A 24832-nucleotide genomic window follows, 5' to 3' on the forward strand; every position below is an offset into this window, starting at 1 on the left:
ATTAAAATAATAAATCTTATAAAACATACAAATACAACAATATTCCATCTATTATAAAATATTAATATTAACAAGGGCCACTATTATATGAATACTATTCTAGATATTCTCTAAATTTTATAGGTGCACGGTATAATATGTTGAAACATTATTCTTATCTGATAGACACAACATAAAATTTTAACTGAAATCATGAAATAAAGCGCCTTTATTTAAGGCGTGTGATGATATCATATATTCCGTAATGTTTGATCTATAAAAATTAAAACCTTCTTAGGTTGTTATGTTTCTGGAATATAGTAGAGAAATTCTAGTTTTAATAATCCATGATCTAGAGTTAAATGATGTTGCACATTAAAACTAAAAGAAAACACCCTTGTTTAAAAACATTATGCAAATATATCTAGAAATCATATAGGATAATTAGAGAGTGGTTCACTATAGTTTAACCGTAACTCACGTCTAATTTAATCTCTAATTTCTAGACTATGGATATTTATTCCCAATTATATTATGTGTCCATCTCTAAAAAAGAAAGTTCAATATAACCTATCTATTTTCAAGAAAATCTCTAAGAGAAAAATTAAGATTGTCCGCACAACCCATTAAAGATATTCTTTTATAGACACATAATTAATTTCATGAAGAAAACGATCGTTTTTTAAAAGTGTAAGTTTTCTGCTATCATAAATAAGTCATCCATACGATTGATAAAATCAGATATAGTTCCAAAAACAGAAGGCTTATAATAAATTAGAAAGACACTAGACATGCTTATGATACTTTATAAAATCTACTTATCGTAGCTAACAGAATAAGTATTTTCTTTAGAAAATACTTATTCTGTATTATAATACATCAGTATTTTACTAACTAATTTAATTAGAATCATCTTAATAAAAGCACCATAGACAAAATTCAACAAGTTATTTTAACTTATATCCATACCATACAAAAACATAATACAATATGTAGTATACAAGATACTTTTCCATTATAATAAGTAATAGTTGTCAGCATAAAGAAGGAATATGTTAATTATTATATTTCATTAATACTCTAGAAATAAACTATAATCAGTAAGCTAGTAATATGTAACAATAGCTTATATCATCAAATAGAAAATAAATATCGATAATAATATGCATGGTGCAGTAGAGATATTCTATTTTCATAGAAAATTTTATCCATATACGTAGCCTGCAACTTACCTATATGCTAAACACCCTAATATATTTTCAGGTTGATGCACTTTACATTTCATATGTCCCATTGCCTACAGTAATTAATATTTCTTAAGAATTGTCCTTTATACAAGAATTTAGTTAAAGATGCTGATGGATCGATCTAATATAAGTGTTGTCGTTGATTTCTCTTTGTATACTCATGGTTGTCATATTAAAAATAACTCTTATTCTTATATAGAGAGTTATAATTTAAAGAGGTACATTAATATTATGGCAGAATATTCGGAGTGATGAAGCGACCAACTTAAAATCATCCATAGGTTTTAGTCTCGTCGATGATTTTTAATGCTGTTACAAAGGGATATTTCTAAGAAAGAATATGGTCGCATGAAAATTAAAAACTGAAAAACTGATAGATGGATGAAAATAAATCTGCGGTTTATTCATTAAGGAAAAAATACAAAGATTGTTTAACAAATAATGAAAAATGTAAAATACTGTTTTTCACCGTTGTGTATATAACATATAATAAAATTATATAAAGATTGATAGTCCACAAAAATCCCTATCCTAGATAGACTATTACATCACTCTCTATACTCACTATTTATTGATAATTTTATTTATTTTAACTAAAGTCTATATATAAGGAATTGATTGATGGCATCGCTTACAAAGCTAGTTTTAATACGTCACGGAGAGAGCCAATGGAATAAACAAAATCTCTTTACAGGATGGCATGACATTGACCTAACAGAGCAAGGTCGAAGTGAAGCAAAGCATGCTGGAAAATTGCTAAAAAACGAGGGATTTATATTCGATGTTTCTTATACTTCTGTTCTAAAACGTGCGATTCACACTTTGTGGATCATACTAGATGAAATAGACCAAGCATGGATTCCAGTAGAAAAAACGTGGCGCTTGAACGAACGTCACTATGGCGCCCTCCAGGGTATGAATAAAGATGCAATAACTAAAAAATATGGCGACAAACAGGTTCAAAGATGGCGTCGAAGCTTATCTGCTATTCCACCACGTCTTCAATGTACTGATGAAAATGTCCCTAAACGTGATCCACGTTATGCTTTATTGACCCATGAAGAATTACCGATCTCTGAAAGTTTAAAGATGACTATTGATCGAGTATTACCGTTTTGGAATACATATATCCTACCGAAAATAAAATGTGGAAATAAAATAATTATTTCTGCGCACGGCAACTCACTACGTGCTTTGATAACATATTTAGATAAGATGTCTGAAGAAGAAATTCTTGGACTCAATATACCTACTGGTATTCCATTGGTTTATCTATTTAATAAAGATCTTAAGCCTATTCAACGCTATTGGTTAAGTAATAACAATGTGCATGTAGACAAAATAACTAACCCTCAATCACAAAAATGATTAAAATCATGCGAGATAGAAAAATCATCTATTTTATAGAGATTCAGAATCTGTTTTTCTGCTATAATTATTTCAAAAATATTTAAGTTCTTTATACCTAAAAATATCATAGGTTGATCAGCCAACAGAATATCTGTATGTCGTATATATTAATTATCGCGAAATATATATTTTGTGTTTTTGCATGCTTAGATATCAAAAATAAGAATCCAAGGTTTTGATGTATAACTAAAATGTATATAACTTAATATGATTAAACCAAACATCGGATAGATCTTAAGATTAGATCCTGCTTTATTCTTCTTTCTCATATAGAGTAAAAATAAATAATAGCCAGGATATAAAATATGCTCTTTCTAATATTTAACAACATTATACCTTATTCGACTTTTGTTTTCTTTTCTTTTTCTTATTATACATTAGTTCAATGAAACTTATACTATACGTCTAGTATGTTTAAATAATGAGGTTAGTAACAAGTAACAAAAAATTCTATTGTTATATATTTCTAATGGTTCATATAGATCATAATTTACGTCCGTAATTTTTTATCTATACAAAGAGTAAGTAATTTAGCAATTTTTAATGTAAATCCTGGGAAAATGTTTCAGGTATGCCTTTTTACTCGACCATTATTAGAGATTTTTCATTACATAACATAAGATTATTAAGATTACTCAACTTTAATAAAAAGCCACTTTGTACCATATTGTAAACTTTTTTATTTATATCTCACTGAGCACTACTCACTACAGATATATCTTCTTTTTGCTTGATCATCGTTAACGAAAGTATGATCATATCAGTATCTTCTTTTTACGCAAAAAACCCTGATAGGGCGATGATCTTGGCAGACTTCACTATCAGGGCTTTGCGAATCGTTAGTATACGCATTCAAAGTGATGTTATCATAATAAATGCTAACAATCAAGTGTAAGGTTCTTTTTTTAATGGTGATTTAAAAAAATATAAACAAATCTTAAATAAAAATTTTTTTGTTATACATTGGTGAGGAAGGTGTCCTTACGAAAAACTGTTATATTCTGTATTTTAGCATCATACTACGGCATGTTAAAAACATTAGATAGTCTCTATGTATAGTAGATAATGTAGAAAAAGATAAAGAAATATTAAAATAATATACAATATTCTTGTACAGAAACTACTGTTATATCTGTCATAATTAGATATTATATCAGATACCAATAACCAATAAATGAAGAACATTTAAAGGAAACTATCAGCTGTTTATTTCAAAATCTCCTTTCTCTCCTTGTAGGCTACCATATACAAAGTGAATAATTTATAGTACCATTTATCATCAGATAATAACATATATTATATTTAGATGCACCGTGCTATAAAGGTGCATACACGGAGTGTATTTGCAAGATGGTAGTATGATTTCTTTATTTTTATCGAAAATAAATCTTTAGTGAGCTGCACCATCTTCTTTGAATCCCTTACTATATGAATGTTCGATAGTCATATTTTGAACTTCTTCAAAAAAAGATTGCAATCCTCTTCTAGGTTAGGTTTAGTCAGTAATAGACAGTAAGTAATAAACCATAGAGTTTATTTACACTAACCATCAAATACAGTCTTGAAGTATGTTAATGAGCCCCTCCGATATAAAAGTGATAGACGCATATGAGAGATCGTACTATCGTCGTAATAGGTTCCACTCTAATGATTTTAGTATCACTTAAGGAATCTGCCTATGTAATTAGTATTATACAAAAGCATCCTATGTAACTTTTACTAATATATTTCTAGAACGCTATGCCAGATTCAGTACAGTGACTTACTACATTAGAAATTCCCATCATCATTGATATGTTCACCTATATTAATAGTACCACTAGGGTGTATTTTAATACTGGATTAACGTATTAAATTAATGAATATAATCTATTTTGATAACGGCTCGTTTTTGGAAACACTATTATAGAATTTTATCGAAGGATCTAAATTATGATATAGAAATATAACCTGATTTCTGCTAAAAACCTTTTTGTGATCGTTCAATACACCTAGTGTGATACACATGTTTTCAGTCTTATGATCTTAGATCTTGAATGATTATATCTAGCAGGGGTGTATTATGATTTTATAGAATTATTTAAAAGCCTCACACACCAACGTGTTTCATTGGCATTATACATTGTATGAGAAGTATTAATAACTTGTGTTACAGATATATGCATTACTCCTTTTCTATTCCTGTGCTATTAGGTGCATTTGGTAGACAATCTTAACAGTCCACAGGACAATATCCTGTTTTCAGTGAAAGAAATATTCTCACATTTCATTTTATTGAACTGAAAATATTGATAAGGTTGATCAAATAACATTTTAGTTTCTCCATTATCTATACTTAAGAGGTTCCTGTAATAGTTACCCGCATCATGTTTAAGGAAATAGATATGTGTCAGTACAGAATTTACCTTTACGCTATCTACAATGTATGTTGATCGTATTTAATAGAATCATTCAATACAGGTTTTGTAAATCTTATATGTTAAAAAATACTTTGATGAAAAATGATGATTTAGATTTTGATAAAAAACATATATGGCATCCCTATACATCTATGACCCATCCTTTACCCACCTATCCAGTTGTTTCTGCTCATGGGTATGAGCTAATTCTTAGAGATGGTCGTCGATTGATAGATGGTATGTCTTCTTGGTGGGCGGCTATACATGGTTATAATCATCCGATAATTAATCAAGTTATGCATGCGCAAATTAATCGTATGTCACATGTTATGTTCGGTGGTATTGTTCACCCCCCTGCAGTGGAATTATGCCGTCGATTAGTAAATACTATGCCAACGGGTTTAGAATGTGTATTTCTAGCAGATTCTGGTTCAGTCGCTGTAGAAATAGCAATCAAAATGGCACTTCAATATTGGCAGGCAAGAGGGAATCCGCGTTACGAGATATTAGCTTTACGTAAGGGTTATCACGGCGATACTTATGGGGCCATGGCAGTGAGTGACCCAGAAAACTCTATGCATAACATGTATCAAAATTATCTTCCATCTAACCGTTTTCTCAATTCTCCCACCCGTCGTTTTGAAGAAAATTGGCAAAAAGGTGATGAAACGTCGTTTTCTCAATTTTTTTCTCAACATCATAAAAAGATAGCTGCAGTAATTATGGAACCAATTGTTCAAGGTGTTGGCGGAATGCGATTTTATCATCCTGAGTATTTACGTTTAACACGAATGTTATGCAATCAATATGAGATATTATTTATTGCAGATGAAATAGCAACTGGTTTTGGACGCACTGGTAAATGGCTAGCGTGCAACTATGCCGATGTCACCCCAGATATTCTGTGCCTTGGAAAAGCGTTAACAGGCGGTATGATGACTCTCTCTGCCACGCTAACTTTTCGTCACATAGCAGAAACAATCAGCAATAGTAAAGCGGGTTGTTTTATGCACGGACCAACATTTATGGCTAATCCATTGGCTTGCGCAGCTGCTAATGCTAGTTTATCGCTACTAGAAAATGACAGTTGGTATCAGCATGTAGAAAAAATTTCCACGTACCTTAGTGTTGGATTAGCGCCTCTGATCTCTCATCCTAAAGTTCGGGATATACGAGTACTAGGTGCTATTGGAGTAGTAGAAATAGTACAGGAAGTAAATATATCACAGATACAACACTGGTTTGTTGAAAATGGTGTATGGATTCGTCCCTTTAAGAATCTAATTTATCTGACACCACCATATATTATTTCTAAAGAGGCGCTTATGAAATTAATCAATGCTATTGCTATGTCCCTAGATCAGCCAGAAAATTTTATCTCCTCCTAAGTTTGTTTTTATTTTTATTTTATACAAACAAGAGCAGGTATCACAAATATACCCTTCATGGTAGAGTATATATATGTCTCAAATTCTACATTTTTCATTAGGACTAGTAATGATTGTCGTGCTAGCTTTGCTGGTCGGTCGCAATCATAAAGCAATCCGTATTTCCTACATTATCCATTTGTTAGTGATTGAAGTGATGCTCGCATGGTTTTTTCTTAATATAGAAGCAGGGCTACATGTTGTTACAGGGTTTTCGATCTTGTTTGAACAATTGCTTAAATATGCAGCACATGGCACGAATTTTGTTTTTGGTAATATGAGCGATAAAGGCCTGGCATTTTTTTGGCTGAATATCTTATGCCCTATTGTCTTTATCTCAGCATTGATCGGAATCCTCCAACATTTTTATATTTTACCTTTGATGATCCGTATAATTGGTACTGCCTTATCAAAGATTAATGGAATGGGCAAGTTAGAATCTTTTAATGCAGTCAGCTCTTTAATGCTTGGACAGTCAGAAAACTTTATTATTTATAAGGATATTTTAAGTCAAATTCCAGAATGGCGACTATATACGATGGCAGTGACTGCTATGTCCACAGTGTCTATGTCTATAGTAGGTGCTTATATGACGCTACTACAGCCAAAATATGTAGTAACAGCATTAATACTAAATATGTTTAGTACCTTTATTATTTTATCATTAATAAATCCCTATGATGCTCATGATAAAGATGATCTTAATTTTAGACACGTCTGTGTTAGAAAAAGTTTTTTTGAAATGCTTAGCGAATATATCCTAGCTGGCTTTAAGGTGATTGTAATCGTTGCAGCTATGCTTATTGGCTTTATAGCATTAATCGCTGGTGTTAATGCTCTGTTTGAGACCATTTTTGGTATTAGTTTTCAAGGTATTTTAGGCTATATATTTTTCCCGCTTGCATGGGTAATCGGCGTGCCGAGTAATGAGGCTTTGCAGGTAGGTAGCATCATGGCAACTAAAATAGTATCCAATGAATTTATCGCAATGATTGATTTACAAAAAAATTACAGCACGCTTTCTACTCGTTCTGAAGGGATACTATCAGTGTTTTTAGTGTCTTTTGCTAATTTTTCATCTATTGGTATTGTTACAGGTTCTATTAAGGGATTGAATGAACACCAAGGTAATGTAGTTTCTCGATTTGGTTTGAGACTTTTATATAGTTCGACACTCGTTAGTCTGCTATCGGCTACTGTAACTGGATTAGCTCTATAAAATATCAGAAGAGATATAAAGATTGATTATCCTACGAATAATGAGTACAGGTTCAATATATATGAATATCATATAGCGTTTTCATTATATTTTCGATAGTGTTCTGTGTGATTTACAATGATTCATTTAGTGATTTGATTTATAATGTATTATCGTGAGTAACGTGCGTAAACTATAGTCATAAGGTACTGGTTACTAAATGAGTAAAAGCGATTTATATGGAATTGTAGTCCATATGTAAGATGTAGAAAAAAGTACTAGATATCTTTATTACTATCAGTGAAGTTGTTATTAACATATCTCTATATTAGAGATTCAAGATTATTTTTAAAGAAAAAAATAACACATTATGTCTTAATAAGGTTAAAATGATAAACAGGCCTGGTATGCGCGCCGAACTTTGTTAAATAGAAAATCTGTCTCTATATGAAAAATTTTATATAAATTTTTAGTTGTTTTTTTGGGTTTATTTCAAGCTTACAATATAGATAAAGAATCTTCTTTTTGAACCACTGTAGTAATTGCTACAAACTAAGCGTGATCCATATCTAAGAGTAACAATAACCAGTTTTACTGAAGTGCATAATACCTATCATCTCATAACAATATGTACTTCTTATAAATCAAGAACATCGCGTTGTTTTATTAAATAGCGTGTTGCTACCACCATTCATGGAAATGGTGAATAGGTCCAATACCCTTACCAACAGATAAGTTACCTGAATGACTCAGTGCTCGATATAACCATTCTTTAGAAAATTTTAATGTTTGCGACCAGTCTTCAAAATATGGACGTTTAGCGGCTAAAGCAGCCGAGAGCGTGCACCCAGTACCATGAGTATGTGGAGTATTTACTCTAGGAGTAGAAAAACACCGTTCTTTGTGAGCAGTAATAAGCCAGTCAGGGCTCAATGATCCAGGGAGATGCCCCCCTTTCATTACCACCGCTTGACAGCCTAGATCTAAGAGCTGGCGTCCTTGCTGACACATTTGAATTTCATTCTTTGCTATATTACAACCAAGCAGTATTGCAGCCTCTGGTAGATTAGGAGTAAGTATTGATACCAATGGTAATAACATCTCTTTTATTAAAAATATTGCATCCTTATCCAATAATGTATTTCCATTTTTAGCCATCATAACTGGATCAAGGACCACCCAAGGAATAGGGAATTCTATTAATTTCTCAGCAATCACATGGATGATGTTTGCCCGATGCAACATACCAATTTTTACGCTATCAATATGTACATCGCTCAAAACTGAATCTAATTGCTCTGTTAAGCACCGAGAACTTACTGGGGAAATAAATTGTACACCTTGGGTGTTCTGTGCTACAATAGCGGTAATAACTGCAGTACCATACACACCTAATGCTGAAAAAGTTTTTAAATCTGCTTGAATACCAGCTCCACCGCTTGGATCAGTACCGGCGATGCTTAATATATTGTAATTTCTCTTAGTCATTACTAATTATCAACACTCTTTTATCGCTTTAAATAAATATTTATATAAAATTCTCATACTATCTATCCATTTAAGCAAACAATTACATATTAAGGCATATATAGATTCATCGATATGCAATATACCATTTACATTTTTTCTGCATATGATAGAAAAGCATGTCATCGACTAATATGTTCATAAGAAAAGAAGACCATATTCTCTAACTTAGCAAGTCTGTATACCATAAAGAAAAACGCTGAATATGCTGCACAATTTTTTATATCTATCATCATAAAAAATATCATCATATTAGTATAATATAGTATACTTCCATCTATGAGATCTATAGCTAGAATATATTCTATTCAGAAAACAAAAAAACACTAGAATAGATGCAAGAATCGTTACACTAATATGAGCTCAAGTTCATTCACATACTATGAAGAGATAGTGTAGAGGTAGGCGCAGAGCAAAAACATAAAAATTTTTTCTAAAATATCATTTATACCATGCATTGATCAATAGTATGTATAGAACACTGTGTTAAGTTTAATTATTTAGTTTATGTTTTATCAGTGTGTTCACAATAATAAAGTCACTTATCTTAGCCTATATAGTTCCACACATCATATCGAAATATTATCGTATATCAATATAATTTATATATTTTGTGATAATGAGTAAAATAATGCAAGTAATCATGTCATTGTTCCTCATTAGATATACTCGCATGTTGTTATCAGTTAGAGAGAAAAAGTAGACATAAGTTATTTATTATATTTTCTTTGACGCATGCATTGTTTTGTATGCAGCTCTAAGAATCAACCTGAAAGACAACGTCCAAGATATGCATCCCAGTCCTTCCATACAGGCTGCAAACCAGCTAGCTGTAATGCTTGGGCTACCTCTTTCGGAGAACGGTTGTCACATGGTATGAATTGCTCTAATTCTATTTTTTCATGCGAATAACCACCTGGTTGAGTTTTGGAGCCTGCACTAATACTATTAACTACAATTGGTACTACATGATCACGAAAATACGGTGATTCTCGAGTTGACAGGGAGATTTCTACCTCCGGTACTAGCAATCGAAAAGCACACATAACTTGGAGAAGCTGTGCTTCATCTATTATAGACGATGGCATGACCCCTCCACCTGCACAAGGACGTAAACGAGGGAAAGATAATGAGTAACGACTTTTCCAAAAAGTTTTGCGTAAATAGAGTAAGTGTTGAGCTAGTATGTAGCAATCTGCACGCCAGTTATCTGATAATCCGATAAGTACGCCTAATCCTATTTTATCCATTTCAGAGCGAGCAAGACGATCAGGGGTTTCTAGTCGCCATAAAAAATCTTTTTTTTGGCCCGCAAGGTGATGATGACTATAGCTTGGAGCATGATATGTCTCTTGATAGACTAATACGCCATCTAGACCACACTCTTTTAATTCTACGTATTCTTTTTGTAGCATTGGTTGTACTTCCATCATCAAAGAGCTACAATATTCACGTACTAATGGTACACAACACCGGAAATAATCTATACCAACTTTTTTTTGGTGTTCGCCAGTGACAAGTAATAGATGGCGAATGCCATGCGCTCTAATGGCCTCACATTCTTGAATAATTTCTTTCTGATCAAGAGTTTTTCTACGTATACGATTGCTCATCGAGAAACCACAATATGTACAATCATTTGAGCAAAAATTAGAGAGATACAGTGGTAAATAAAAATTAATGGTATTACCAAAACGTTGGCGGGTAAGTATTTGAGCCCTTTGTGCTAAATACTCTAAATATTGTCCTCCTACTGGCGACAGTAACGCCATCATTTCTTGTAGGCCAGGGCTTTCCATGATCAGCGCCCGTTCCACATCCTGTTTAGTTTGATTGTATATTGATAAACTTACATTATCCCAGTGTATCTTTTCCCAATGATATGAAAAAGTCTTCATGAGGTCTCCTCCGATATCGATTGATGGGATAAAAAATTGGTAAGCGGACTAGTAGCTTTTGCTTTCAGAGAAGGTGACCCCAGCCCCGCCTGTCTAGCTATTTCACCTGCTTCTAGTGCTATGCGAAAAGCATTTGCCATTGCAACCGAATCTCGTGCAACAGCAATAGCAGTGTTCACAAGAATTGCATCAGCCCCTATTTCTAATGCCTCTAACGCTTGACTAGGTGCACCAATACCAGCGTCTACTATAACTGGTACCTGAGTTTGTTCAATAATTATTTGCAAGAAATCACGGGTTTTTAGTCCTTGATTTGAGCCTATTGGAGATCCTAGTGGCATGACTGCTGCACAGCCGACTTCTGTGAGACGCCGGCATAAAACAGGGTCTGCACTACAATATGGTAAGACTATGAATCCCTCTTTGACAAGTTGCTCTGCGGCTTTGAGTGTCTCTATTGGATCAGGTAATAAATACTGCATATCTGGGTGAATTTCAAGTTTTATCCAATTTGTCTGTAAGGCTTCTCGTGCCACTCTCGCTGCGAACAACGCCTCTTCAGCAGTTTTAACACCTGAAGTATTTGGAAGTAGTCGAACTCCAGCCCTACGGAGTCCTACTAATAAGGCGCTGTTACTATTATCATGAAGGTCAACTCGACGCATCGCTAACGTGACTAGTTCGCTTCCAGAAATAGAAATGGCTTGTAACATCAATTCTGTACTAGAAAATTTACCAGTACCAATAAATAATCGTGACCGAAAGGGGGTATCAGCAATGGTAAACATTATTCAACCTCCGGCAATAGCTTGAAATAAAAGAATATCATCACCATCCTTCACCTGATAGTCCTTCCAGTTTGATCGTGGGATAATAGTTTGATTCAGTGCCAGCGCGGTACCTAAGGGGGCATCATGACACTGCTGAGCAAGAAAACAATCTATGGTGAGAGAATGAGGAATTTCCACTCGAAGATCATTAAAAGTAATTGCGATCATATAAATCTCCTTTAGTGATATTAGAAGGGGAGAGCAGGCTCTTTTTGCTTTGTAGATTTTGCACATATCGTACAGTTGTGACTTCGGCTGAGTGTTAGTGTTCGCCACTGTAGTGATATCCCATCAAATAGACGTAGTTTTCCAGAAGATGGCATCGATATTTTACATATAATTTTAATAGCCTCCAATGCCTGTAGACTACCCATTATTCCTACTAGTGGCCCCAGGATTCCAGAATTACGACAATTTAGTGCGATCTCATTGACAGAAGGAAAAAGACACGCGTAACAACCGTATTTCCAAGGTGGCTCAATAAAAAATAATTGACCACAAAAACCTACTGCGCTAGCGCTGATTAAGGGTGTGTTGTATTGAATACAGGCCGCATTAATATTATGTCTTGTAACAATATTGTCGCTACAGTCTAAAACAACGTCCGCATCGCACACTTTTTGATTTAGGTAATCCCCTTTTAATCTATTAGATAAAGCTACATAGCGCACATTTGGATTTAGTGTGGATAGGTGGCGTTTTGCTATCTCCGACTTCATCTGACCGATGTCGTTAGTTTTATAGAGGATTTGACGCTGTAGATTTGTGAGATGTAAACGATCATCATCTGCTAGCAGTAGCGTACCTACTCCAGCTGCTGCTAGATAAAGCGCGGCTGGCGAACCTAACCCTCCTAAACCACATAATAATACTGTAGCGGATTGTAGGTTTTTTTGACCTATATCGCCTATCTCATTTAGTAAAAGTTGGCGGCTATAGCGTAAAAAATCCTGATTATTCAGCATATTGTCTCCAATTTCTATTACAGTAGAAGTATGTTGGATAGATATATCTATTACTCTGTCTTAGTAGATACGAGTAATGTAATAAAGTGATTATTGGTGCTATTAAAGGTACCAATGACTGAATAAGCAGCTAGGTAGTATGTGATAGCAACCTTTTTTACATACTCTAGAGTAATACATTTTTAAAATGGCCATTTTAAAAATAAAACCATTTTTAAGATAGTTGTGAGACCGTCTCTAGACTTGGAGAATCAGATGATATCGCCTACGTGGCGTAAGAAAGACATCATTCAAGGTAGGGTGGGGGTTGCATTCCTAGTTCGCATGCCTATTAAGCGTTCTCTATCATTGTATAGATAGACCCAGAGATGAATTGGTAAAGTAGAAAATATGCATGTCGGTATGTTCTACACGATTCCCCAGAAAAAATTTATATCTATACTTGAATCATATATTTGTATATTACATAGTTTCTCACCCAGGCCCAATATGCATTATGCATAACAATCACTATTGTGATGTATTTATATCACATTTGCAGTCATTATATCTCGAAGATTTTATATTAATACACGAGAGTACTAGAGGAGTCTGATTGACAAATATTAGTGAAAATATCTCTCAAACATTATCATTTTTGACTATCTTAGTGAGAAATCCGATCTATGTTCTGAACGAGCGTTATTTTAAAATATAACTTTACATCTTCATTCCCTTAAGAATAGTAAAATATATAGCATTAAAAAAGTATTTGACAATAATTCATTTATCCTACATAGGGTCTTCACCCTAGGTTATTCTCTGGTCATTATCTATTATAACAAACAATTGAAAGGTGCATACGATCAAGTATTTCCATTATACGCAGCACTTTATCATCTTTAAAGTATCTTCACAATTATTTGACTCTTAAGATTGAGTGTTCTCTATTCTTACGGATCTATTGAGATTTTGACATAGAAAAAAATTCTAGACTAGAATCTACTAATAGTAGAAGTGTGGGGTGTGTTGCTAGATTTCTGTGCAAGGATTGCATCCTGATCAACATGGATAGTTGCCGGCTAGTATTCAATTAGATTAATACTGCAAGAAGAAATTAAAGCGTTTTGTTTACATCTATTATTATGTATTTGTAATTCAATATGCGCGTAAGCTAGAACAACAGTATAAGCGTAATCTTATAGGTATAACGAACTTTTTCTTAAATATCTTCTGTGTTTAATAAAATACCAGAATCTTTGTGGAGCTGTATAACTAAAATAGCATAAAATACATCAATTAGCACAACAACAACGTTGATACTGGAGCTAAAATAATCGTAGCCTAAGTCTATATAGTGTACCATTAGCCATGAACGGTATGTCAAAGACACATAGGTGTTCATGATAATTTTCTAACTAAATCAGTCTTATTTCTTTTAAGAATATTCATATAGACATGATTAGAATTCTCTATTATTACCTATACACCCTTTTCCAAGGTAATTTTAGTTAATTTTCTCCAGGTATGTAATACAGAAAATTATGCTTCCAGACGAAATATTATACCGAAATAGGATGCAATCGTCTCCCAATAATCATTCTGTGTCATACAAGACACAGAATTTACAAATATCTTGTAAATACTTATAAAATATTTTCTGCATCACATACAAAAATAATATATAGATAATGGCATATTCTAACAACACAGAAAACGAATGAATCCAATTTATACGATGTTTTACCCTTCTTTGTTCTTTTGTATCATAGTATAAATTCAACATATCAATATACTGTTCAATTTACGCATATGTCATCTAGTGTGCTTTGTGAAATAAAAAACTCTTTCACCACCTATCTAAAATAACTGCGATAACCTTCTATTTTTTGTTTTAAGCATAAAGTAGCTGTACGCCAATCTTCCGCAGAGGTAATAGCACTTACTACCGCTATACTTCCTACGCCACAAGCTAACACTTGATCAACTCGATCAAGAGTAATACCACCAATGGCTACAGTGGGGATATGGGTTAGCGTACTTGTTATATTCTTTAGTTTCTTTAAGCCCTGTGGTTGAGAAGGCATCTTCTTAGTTGTGGTCGCAAAGATATGTCCTAGAGCAATATAAGAGGGATTCCATCTTAATGCGCGTAATAATTCTTCTTCATTATGAGTAGATAATCCAAGACGTAAACCAGCATGCCAGATAGCATCAGGGTTAGCGTGGTTCATATCTTCTTGTCCTAAATGTACACCATAAGCGTTATAGCGAATAGCTAGTTTCCAATGGTCATTAATAAATATTTTCGCGCTATAATTTAGACCCAAAAGTACCGCATCTTTAATATTTGAGGCTAATTGCTTTTCTGCTTTATCCTTCAAGCGTAGCTGAATAGTGGTTATGCCAGTATCTAGCATCCTTTTTAACCATAGTAAGGAGTCAACTACGGGATATAAACCAAGTTGATGTGGAACTGGTGCAAAGTTATTTTTAAATTTCATAATTACTCCTATAGTTATACATCTATGAAAATATATTTTTGCAAATAAAAAATTCAAAATCAACTATTGTGATAAAATGTAAAAGATTTATATAGGGAGAATTTATCAAAAAAATAAATCTTTTATTTGTCATCATACTCATGATGAAACATCTTTAATATTAATTAAAATAAATAATTAATTTTAATAAATGAAAAATTATTCTAATTTTATCATTATTTTATTTTTAATATAATCATTAAATAATTATAGAATTTAATTTTAAGAATATTTCTATTATGGTAGAAGAAGTTCTTATTATGTATAATAATATTATTATCATTTAAAACATAATATTGAAATATAACATAAGATGCTCAATCATATCTAATGATGTAATTAAATCATGATATATGATCATATTTAAACTAAAAATCGTATGAATATTAATATAAAAACAAAATTTATGATAAAACGATATCTAAGGATCTAAATATGAATAACTATAATTAAAAAATTTATTTGAATTGCATAGATTAGTAATCTTATTACAGATCTTTATAACTATGAAAACATGAATTCTTAAAATAAATATTTTATATTAAATATAGCATGAAAGTTAAGTTAAAATTAAGAAATGAATAATAATTAATAATCGCTACAAATTAATTTTATAAAACCCATTCACAATGTGAGCTAAGTTCTAAACTGCATATATCTCATATAATTTTTATATTGTTTTTTAATTTATGTATTGAATACTAAAGCATAAAATTATATTTTGTTTCTATCTAAAATAGTTCTATACGACTATGTGTTTTAATAAAAACTAGCATTCTTTACTGCATCGATCTAGTTTATATAAGAGTAATTATAATACGCAATAAAATATGTTATATATATAATGGTATATACTCGATACTTTTATTTTCTACAGATTTTCTTGATATTAGTATTGCTGTATGCTTCACATAATAGATCTTGCTGATAACCAAATAGTATTTTTATTTTTCACAAATCCCTTAAATAATCTATATATAATATATACGTATAATATTAGGTAATAAACTTTAAACTCCAATGTTAATTTTCTTGCCACTTTCTGTATACAAATCTTAAATGGTATTGACAAGTATGATGGATGCATATGCAGACGTCCATATTTATTAAAATGCTTAGACATGCATATGAACTTAAATTCTTGAAATCACGCAATAACTAATTTTTAGAAATAATTTTCATATGATAGACTTTATAGAAAATAATTCTCTTAAAAAACAAGATATGTGCATCTATTGATCATCAAACAAAATCAGTAAAAATAAAATAAATAACATAGTTAATTGTGAATTGTTCATTTGCTATTAATAAACATTAATACAATGTATTTTTCATAAAAATATTTAATTACAAAAATGAGTTAATAAAATACTGTTTATTTTTTAAATATTAGTGGCAAGTAGTCTTAGCAAGACTATAATAGTCTTGTATTTGTAGAACAATTATGTAGAAGTACTATTATGCAGAAAGAGTATATATTTTATGAAAATTACATTTTAATTTATTAAAATGTATATGTTAATGAAATTAAACTATGTTTTTATCTCTTTATACCGTATAATATTATTTTTATATATGTGGTAAGATCATGTGTTTATATTTTATAATAAATAATATTTTTAAAAAATCATCCAAATTATTAACCTCAGTATGGTGCATTTAAATATGTATTTAAAATTATTACAAACCAATTTAACTATAATTTTATTATCTGTTATAGCAATGTCTCCATTTTCGCTGCTAGCGAATACTAATATAGAAGATATAAAAATTGGATTTTCACCAGGAGACAGTGCAAGACAGACTGTCTTATTAGCGATTTCAGAAGCAAAAAATTCAATTGATATTGCCGCATACTCTTTTACTAGCAAACCTATTGCATTAGCTTTGCTTGATGCAAAAAATAGAGGTGTTCATGTGCGTTTAGTAGCGGATAAGAAATCCAATAGTAACAGGTATACTGCAGCAACGTATTTATCTAATCATCAGATTCCAGTGAAATTAAATGACAAATATGCGATTATGCATAATAAATTCATTATTATTGATGGTCATTCAGTAGAAACTGGTTCTTTTAACTATACACGGAGCGCTGCCACTCGCAATGCCGAAAATGTGATTTATTTTCGTCATCAATCAGAAATTGCTTCAAAATATATGAAAGAATTTGAGCGTCTATGGAAAGAAGCAATATCTATTAGTCCTACGTATTAATTAGGTAAGCATTAAGAAAAGTATTAATCATACATGTTATATTTATTATTTAAAATTGATTAATTTAATATTTATTAAATAAATACATCTTTATACCAGCTTTAAATAAAGTTGCGAATCACTATCTATTATCTATTAATTTAGTATTAGTTAGATAACATATATAAAAATATCAAAATATATAATATAAATATATTTTTAATTTTATTTTGTTAAAGTTTTTAAAAAAATTATGTGTTATATGTATCATAATGCATAGCATACGCAATGTATGAACATACATATAACATATATTTATATTATTATTGCTAGTTTCAGACTATATTTTATCCATAAAAATCGGTAAAAATCGGAGAGAAAATAATGATGTAGGATGATATTTTCAAAAAAATAAGATATAGCGATGAACGTGACGAACTGCACTGTACACTATAATAGTGCACGCTTTATAAAATATATATTTATTTAAAAAGTACATTCACTCTACATAAAGAAGTAATTCACTACTATACAAAGCCTGTATTTCATTAATACAAATATTGCAGCGCATACAAGACATTAAACATTAACATGTTGTATCAGATTAGCGTATAGATACATATAAATAAAAATTTTATTTTTAATCATCTATCAAAAAATTTTTCCACTAGTGCTTTGATATTACATATTTTACTTAAATATCAGTACGTATTAATAATAGAACTGTATTTACTGTAAATTCCAGCGTAGGCGTAGAATAAAACATTCTTACATGTGTGATAAAAGGATATATTTTGCACACAATTTCTGCACATAGAAACTACTAATGATAGTGATAGCTTTATTAGCAAATAAAGAGCGTATTATCGTCTAATCTATGTGTGGTAGAATTCTGTAATACTAAATTGAGTAAAACGATGATTATTTTTCGCTATAACAAGAAACCTATATATTGTATAAAGTAAATTTAAAAAATAATAATGGATTCATCGATCAATGTCATCTATCGTCTACTGTACACACAAGCGATAATATTTTTTCTCAATAAATATAGGGATACAGGATGTATATCTTAGCGGATGATAGTAAAAGTTTACTTTTTCATTAATTATCGTTCTGATATCATTTCTTCTCGATACATATAAAAGATGCATATAAATATTTTATGTTATATGTTATAAAAACATTAAAGGCCTTAGTAGTCACTACACCAATTTTAATAAAAATTGAATGTATTGATATTGATAGGCCCACTATGTGATGTTTTAATATCAATGATCCCAGTCTTTTTTGATATTATTGACACATGATGGATGATATTGTTCATCATTAAATACAGCACCCTATAGAAGGGTGCTGTATTGAAAGCACATTACGATTAAACGTTATGTTCTAAGATGTTTTTTGATTTTTTATCTGCAGAGATTGAAATTTTCTGAGGTTTTTCTCTTTCTGGAATATCGTATATAAACTCCAGTTTTAATAATCCATGACCTAGTGCAGCATTTTGAATACTAATCCTATTTTCCATGTTAAAACTAAGAGAAAATTCCCTTTTTTTAAATCCCTGATGCAACCATGTCATGGAGTCTTTTTCAGAAGCATGTGCGGTTTCTTCTGTCTTTAAATGTCCCCTAATGGTTAACTGGTTATTAAGCACAGAAATATCCAATTCTTCTTCACTATAACCTGGAACGCTAACTGTCATTTCGTAATGTTCTTTATCTTTCTGGAGTAGATTATATGTTGGTGCATCACTAACAGGCGCTTCACCTGTGATGCGACTAAAAAGATTATCTATTTGTGTAAAGCGATCAGCAATAAGAGGATTACTCCATGCCGGTATAATAGAAAAAGAACGATAAGTCATGATGTTATCCTATAATTTATATAACGTGAAATATTTTATGAGACATACAGTTTGGATATAGGTATTATTTATAGCTTTTCAAGCGCTCCACTATAGAGAAGTGGGAAATATAATAACAGTTATTTGTTTAAAATGGTTTGTTAGCATAAATAAACCTATTGAATCAACACAATATTTCCATTTGTCTGTAACATTAGATTGATTTAGATCATATCTAAGCATCTCACTTAAATACAGAGGTTACGAATCTAACATGCAAATTATATGATAGCTCATATAGCATTTTTGATGAGTCAGACAAAAAGATTATAATTTTATTGATAGGTCTAAATGCAAAAATATGCTTCTATATTATTATGGAGAATTTGCATATAAGGTAAAACAGGCCATATGATACAGCAAGAAAATTTTCTATTTTATAGATAAAACATCTTTTTAGATGGTCATGCACTGTTATAGTTTGTTTAGTTTGTTTGCTATATTTTTAACGCGTTCTAATCTGAATTAGACTTATAATATAAAAATATTACATATATATCAAAAACTTTATCTTAGCGTTATCATTTTAGCAATAAATTACAAGATTGATGGCAGTATAAAAATCTTCACATACTAAATACTAGCAAAATATATTATTACTAACATTTTCACCTATTGAGAAAACTTTGTAAATTAAGAATTACAAGATCTCTTTGGAATATTCAGTATTTAAGAAAATATATCTATCGCTAGATAGTACGATATGTAGTATTTCTAATACTAAAAACTAGTTAAGACATCTCCGATAATAAATAAATATTTGTATTTATGAATTCAGTAAGACTTATCAATAAAAGTAAAGTATACACGAGAGTTTAGATCTATAAAAGACATCAGTTTCTTTCAATAAAGAATATCCAATAAATGAAAGATAATTGCATTACAAACCATTGCACAATAAGCTTGTGTGATAGGAATGCTAAGTTTATAGTCGAAAATAGATTACAATATAGGATTTTTATATGACTAACTATCAGAGTATAAGAGAGATCTGATCGCATAAGTCTCCCTAGAGAACTGTAAGGCATGATTAATACTGTGCAATAACTATCTTATCTAATTTGATCATTTTCAGTTATCTATTTTACTGATTATAAGAGTGCTGGGAACTAGACTTGACGTGATCTGATAAACATAGTAATGAGAATGGTTTTCTTGTATTGGCTAAACAAATCACGATGATTATGATTTATGTGTAAAACATGGCAATTCCTGATAGGCTGCATTTTAATATTTGTACCAATATTGGTAAATAATTGTCAATTTATTTTCAAAGATCAACTTTTAGCGGATCAAGAAATTATACTAATAGGCCACACTATGGGAACAGCCTGGAAGGTTACCTTACCAGGAGTCAATCGAATCAAACAAGATTTCTTACGATACAAGATACAGAAGCTTTTGGATTACGATGAGCAACAGATATCAACATGGAAAAGAAATTCGGAAATCACTAGATTTAATCAATATCGTGGAAATCAGCCACAACCGGTCAGCGTAGAAATTGCTGATCTTGTAACACAGGCATTGCGAGTCGGTAATAAAACGCATGGTGCAATGGATATTACTATTGGAACTCTTGTTAATTTATGGGGATTTGGACCAATTGGTGCACCAAGCAAAACTCCAACACAACACCAGATTGATACAGCTCGTACTTTCACAGGTCTGGCTAACTTACAGGTCATTCATCTTGCAAATCAGTCATATTTACATAAGAGTTTACCAGAAGTATGCGTTGATCTCTCTAGTGTAGGAGAAGGATTCGCAGTCGATCATTTAGTAGGCTTGATAGAAAAAGAAGGTATTTACAACTATCTTGTTTCGGTCGGTGGTGCTGTACGCACCCATGGTTATAATACAAAAGGTAAACCGTGGAGAATTGCAATACAAAAACCCACAGATCTGGAAAATACGGTACAGGATGTTATCATTTTAAATGGGCATAGCATCAGCACTGCTGGTACGTATAGAAATTATTATGAACTAGACGGTAAACGATTAACGCACTTAATCAACCCCGTTACTGGACGACCCATTCAGAATCATCTTGTATCAGTGTCTGTGATTGCTAATACTGCTTTAGAGGCAGATTGTTGGGATAGTGGTTTATTAATATTAGATATGGAAAAGGCGCAAATGTTAGCTAAAAAACATCAAAAAGCAGTATATTTAATTTCTCAAACAGGAGATAAATTTACTAGTTGGATCTCACCTCAATTTTTATATTTTCTGAGTCCCTCTCTACAAGTTGCGCATTGATTGCAATAGTGTAAGTATTCTGTATCTCTAAAAAAAAGATGTTATCATTTTTCCCCACTCATAGGTAATTCAGCTTACCTTTTAGAACTAGAGATATCATATTTATTTATACTGCGTATCTAATATGATACCAGAAATTCAGCTTTTCTTATTATACGTGAACACAATTCTTTAGGGTTTTTTAAAATTCACATGCTAGAGTGATAGGATTGTATTTTTAGTCTGTTCGGGATTAAAATCCTAATACCTGTATAGTATTTTGTATAATATATATATGTTATGAAAAGAAAGATGCGAAATAATCATATGTAAATATTTACAGAAAGAATTCGTACATAAAATACTTTTATATATTATCTGATAACTTATACATATATTGTGAGAGTGGTATTATGCATAAGATCTTATCGATGCAAAGCATGGCATTACTCTGTGTCTTATACTCATAGAGTTATGTTCTTGTTATTTAGTTAAAGTAAAATGTGGTTATCTATAAGTAATGCATGCATGGTGTTGAGTAGATAGCTAATCGTAGCATAAAAATAAAAACAATATGTTTTCAAAATACTTAATTTTTCAGTAAAATACTACACCAAGATAATAACATCAAATGCCAGCAGGTAACTATTCGCAATGAAATCTATAAAAATTATATAAATATATAATAAACTTATTTCCCTCCTATACATCAGGATAGACTATTTGTTTTTGTGGGTCTATTTTTATACAACAATCGCACTATATAATAATTAAGTATCTTTAGAGACTTTTACATATTAGATGATATTATAATTATATTGCGTTAACCTTGTTGAGAGTTCATTTATCCCTATTGTAGGCAATAAATATTAAAGGGGAAATGATAAATTATGTTTAAAAATAGTGATATCACATTTAGTGAAATTCTCACGCGATGTTTACGTTTAAACTAAATGTAGAATAAGTGTTTTATATATCAACTGCCAGTAACGATAAATATTTTTTTATTTTAAAAATGCAACATGCATCTAGTATGTCTCTCAAAGTTACTATACTTAACGAGATTTAGAGGAATAATGGTATATTCTCCCATTACTTTTGATAGACAATCTCTTTAGAATCTTTCCACATGCAGATATAGAATAGTGCTATATGTAGCCACGTACTTCTAATATAGATTCTCTTATGACTTTATGTGTACTGACTCCTTGCAACGTGGATACCACTTGGTTACTAGATATCATCTCTACATCTTGATAAAAGAATATAACACGATTATTCATTAGGTGCTGCTCTTATATTATTTTTAATAAAAAGTTTGGACGCAAAAAACCCTGATAGGGCGATGATCTTGGCAGACTTCACTATCAGGGCTTTGCGAATCGTTAGTGTACGTATTCAAGAAAACAATATCATAATAAATACGAGTAATCAAGTGTTAGATATTATTTTTATGAGTAATCGTAAAAATATATAGGAACAAGCAGTAAATCAAAAACTTTTTGTTATGTATGGAAAGATAATGGGTGTAATGACAACCATTTAATTTTTATATCCTGTCTTTTATATCATATCATAGCATATCTAGAATACTAGATAGCCTCTATCTATCATTTTATAATGAGAGAAGAGATTAGAAAAGACTATAATCATACAGATTATATCATATAATATGTAACATCGTTGATGTTTATCATGATGAGGTATAATCCAAGATGGTATGTATATTTTAAAGTGATATCACAATCCATAAATGTTTACCGCAAGGCGCTTCTTTTCTCTCCTGTACGCCTGCAATAAATAATGATTATTTTATACTATTATTTATTATTAGAAATAGCATTAAATATAGCGTGCACACTATAGCGTTGCATATACGTGATTAACCTGCAGCATTATAGTATTGCTCTGTATCTACAGAAAATAGATCTTTAGTAATCTGAGATAGCTCTTCAAAATCCCCTTCATCAGCAGATCGGCGTTCACTAGTCATCCCTAACTTCCTGAAAAGAGAAAGATCTCGGTCTTCTTCTGGGTTAGCCGTAGTAAGTAATTTACAGCCATAAAAGATAGAGTTTGCCCCAGCCATAAAGCACAGCGCTTGAGTCTGTTCATTCATCTTTTCCCGCCCAGCTGATAGACGTACATAAGATCGCGGCATCATAATGCGTGCTACTGCAATGGTTCGTATAAAATCAAAAGGATCAACATCATTATTAGTGGATAATGGTGTTCCGGGTACTTTTACCAACATATTTATAGGTACGCTTTCTGGTGGTTTTGGCAAATTCGCTAACTGTACTAATAACCCTGCACGATCATCGATACTTTCACCTAGACCAACAATGCCACCAGAGCATATTTTAATGCCTGCCTGACGCACTGCATTAAGTGTATCTAATCTATTCTGATAACTGCGTGTTGTAACAACACTACTATAGTACTCTGGTGATGTATCCAAATTATGATTATAGAAATCCAGCCCCGCTTCTGCTAAACGATATGCTTGTTCATCCTCTAGCATACCTAATGTCATACATGTTTCCAGCCCCATTTTCTTTACACCCTTGATCATTTCTTCTAATAGAGGCATATCACGATCGTGTGGATTTTTCCAAGCAGCCCCCATGCAAAAGCGCGTGGACCCGGCATTTTGTGCTGCACGGGCAGCATCCAGAACTTGTTGTAGATGTATGAGTCGTTCATTTTCTAGTCCTGTGCTATAGCGTGCGCTTTGCGGGCAATATTTGCAGTCTTCCGGACAAGAGCCTGTTTTAATTGAGAGCAATGTACTCATTTGGATTTTATTAGGTTGAAAATATTGACGATGTACTTCCTGAGCTTTAAACAGTAAATCACAAAAAGGTTGATCAAATAACGCTGTGGCTTGCTTAGTAGTCCATACTTGAGAAGTCGACATATATAGTTATCCGTATGATGTTTAAGGAAATAGGTATTTATAAGTATAGAGTTTACCGTTACGCTGTCTATAATGTATTAAATTTTATGTAACAATTTTTTCAATATAGATTTTATGAGGCTGTGATGTAACCAGATGTTAATCTTATATTTCTATAAAAATACATC

General features: G+C 31.6%; 14 protein-coding genes. 5 read left to right on the forward strand and 9 right to left on the reverse strand.

Translation table 11 applies throughout. The features are described from left to right. Positions 1 to 1847 precede the first annotated feature (1847 nt). The 3 genes from gpmA (at position 1848) to ERCILAFE3058_RS03460 (ending at position 7681) form a co-directional block, all read left to right on the forward strand. The gene (gene gpmA / locus ERCILAFE3058_RS03450) at positions 1848 to 2594 is read left to right on the forward strand and encodes a 2,3-diphosphoglycerate-dependent phosphoglycerate mutase (protein WP_157990090.1); all 747 of its coding nucleotides are present in this window, start codon (positions 1848 to 1850) and stop codon (positions 2592 to 2594) included. Positions 2595 to 5130: 2536 nt separating this feature from the next. After that, on the forward strand, positions 5131 to 6423 hold the full coding sequence (bioA, locus tag ERCILAFE3058_RS03455) for an adenosylmethionine--8-amino-7-oxononanoate transaminase (protein ID WP_157990104.1): 1293 nt from the start codon (positions 5131 to 5133) through the stop codon (positions 6421 to 6423). A 73-nt stretch (positions 6424 to 6496) separates the two neighbouring features. Beyond that, positions 6497 to 7681 carry a NupC/NupG family nucleoside CNT transporter gene (locus tag ERCILAFE3058_RS03460; RefSeq protein ID WP_157990091.1) on the forward strand — a complete coding sequence of 395 codons (1185 nt, stop codon included), beginning with the start codon at positions 6497 to 6499 and terminating at the stop codon, positions 7679 to 7681. A 660-nt stretch (positions 7682 to 8341) separates the two neighbouring features. Here ERCILAFE3058_RS03460 and thiD read toward each other — a convergent pair. From thiD to thiE, 7 genes are all read right to left on the reverse strand, one after another. Then, on the reverse strand, positions 8342 to 9148 hold the full coding sequence (gene thiD / locus ERCILAFE3058_RS03465) for a bifunctional hydroxymethylpyrimidine kinase/phosphomethylpyrimidine kinase (protein WP_157990092.1): 807 nt from the start codon (positions 9146 to 9148) through the stop codon (positions 8342 to 8344). Between the two features lie 803 nt (positions 9149 to 9951). Beyond that, complete coding sequence (gene thiH, locus ERCILAFE3058_RS03470) at positions 9952 to 11085, reverse strand: 2-iminoacetate synthase ThiH (RefSeq protein WP_157990093.1); 1134 nt, start codon at positions 11083 to 11085, stop codon at positions 9952 to 9954. After that, positions 11082 to 11873 carry a thiazole synthase gene (locus tag ERCILAFE3058_RS03475; protein WP_157990094.1) on the reverse strand — a complete coding sequence of 264 codons (792 nt, stop codon included), beginning with the start codon at positions 11871 to 11873 and terminating at the stop codon, positions 11082 to 11084. Before ERCILAFE3058_RS03475 ends, thiH begins: the two co-directional genes overlap by 4 nt. 3 nt (positions 11874 to 11876) lie before the next feature. Beyond that, entirely contained in the window at positions 11877 to 12080 is a 204-nt protein-coding gene (gene thiS / locus ERCILAFE3058_RS03480) for a sulfur carrier protein ThiS (protein WP_232037588.1), read from the reverse strand. A gap of 23 nt (positions 12081 to 12103) precedes the next feature. Further along, positions 12104 to 12880: a HesA/MoeB/ThiF family protein gene (locus ERCILAFE3058_RS03485; RefSeq protein ID WP_157990096.1), complete on the reverse strand. Its 777-nt coding sequence runs from the start codon at positions 12878 to 12880 to the stop codon at positions 12104 to 12106. A 1201-nt stretch (positions 12881 to 14081) separates the two neighbouring features. After that, positions 14082 to 14264, reverse strand: coding sequence for a hypothetical protein (locus tag ERCILAFE3058_RS03490; protein ID WP_157990097.1), 183 nt, complete (start codon positions 14262 to 14264; stop codon positions 14082 to 14084). 451 nt (positions 14265 to 14715) lie between these two features. After that, positions 14716 to 15363: a thiamine phosphate synthase gene (gene thiE / locus ERCILAFE3058_RS03495; protein WP_157990098.1), complete on the reverse strand. Its 648-nt coding sequence runs from the start codon at positions 15361 to 15363 to the stop codon at positions 14716 to 14718. A 1704-nt stretch (positions 15364 to 17067) separates the two neighbouring features. Between thiE and ERCILAFE3058_RS03500 the strand changes: the two genes are divergently transcribed. Next, positions 17068 to 17616: a phospholipase D family nuclease gene (locus ERCILAFE3058_RS03500; protein ID WP_232037586.1), complete on the forward strand. Its 549-nt coding sequence runs from the start codon at positions 17068 to 17070 to the stop codon at positions 17614 to 17616. Between the two features lie 1357 nt (positions 17617 to 18973). Here ERCILAFE3058_RS03500 and ERCILAFE3058_RS03505 read toward each other — a convergent pair. Beyond that, complete coding sequence (locus ERCILAFE3058_RS03505; protein ID WP_157990100.1) at positions 18974 to 19465, reverse strand: Hsp20 family protein; 492 nt, start codon at positions 19463 to 19465, stop codon at positions 18974 to 18976. Between the two features lie 1230 nt (positions 19466 to 20695). On the opposite strand from ERCILAFE3058_RS03505, the gene ERCILAFE3058_RS03510 reads away from it, so the two are divergent. Then, positions 20696 to 21766 (forward strand): FAD:protein FMN transferase, encoded by a 1071-nt coding sequence (locus tag ERCILAFE3058_RS03510; protein WP_157990101.1) that lies wholly within the window; start codon positions 20696 to 20698, stop codon positions 21764 to 21766. A gap of 1861 nt (positions 21767 to 23627) precedes the next feature. On the opposite strand, the gene bioB is transcribed toward ERCILAFE3058_RS03510, so the two are convergent. Beyond that, positions 23628 to 24665: a biotin synthase BioB gene (bioB, locus tag ERCILAFE3058_RS03515; protein ID WP_157990102.1), complete on the reverse strand. Its 1038-nt coding sequence runs from the start codon at positions 24663 to 24665 to the stop codon at positions 23628 to 23630. Positions 24666 to 24832 lie beyond the last annotated feature (167 nt).

Source organism: Candidatus Erwinia haradaeae, assembly GCF_900698955.1.
GTDB classification, from domain to species: domain Bacteria; phylum Pseudomonadota; class Gammaproteobacteria; order Enterobacterales; family Enterobacteriaceae; genus Erwinia_E; species Erwinia_E haradaeae_G.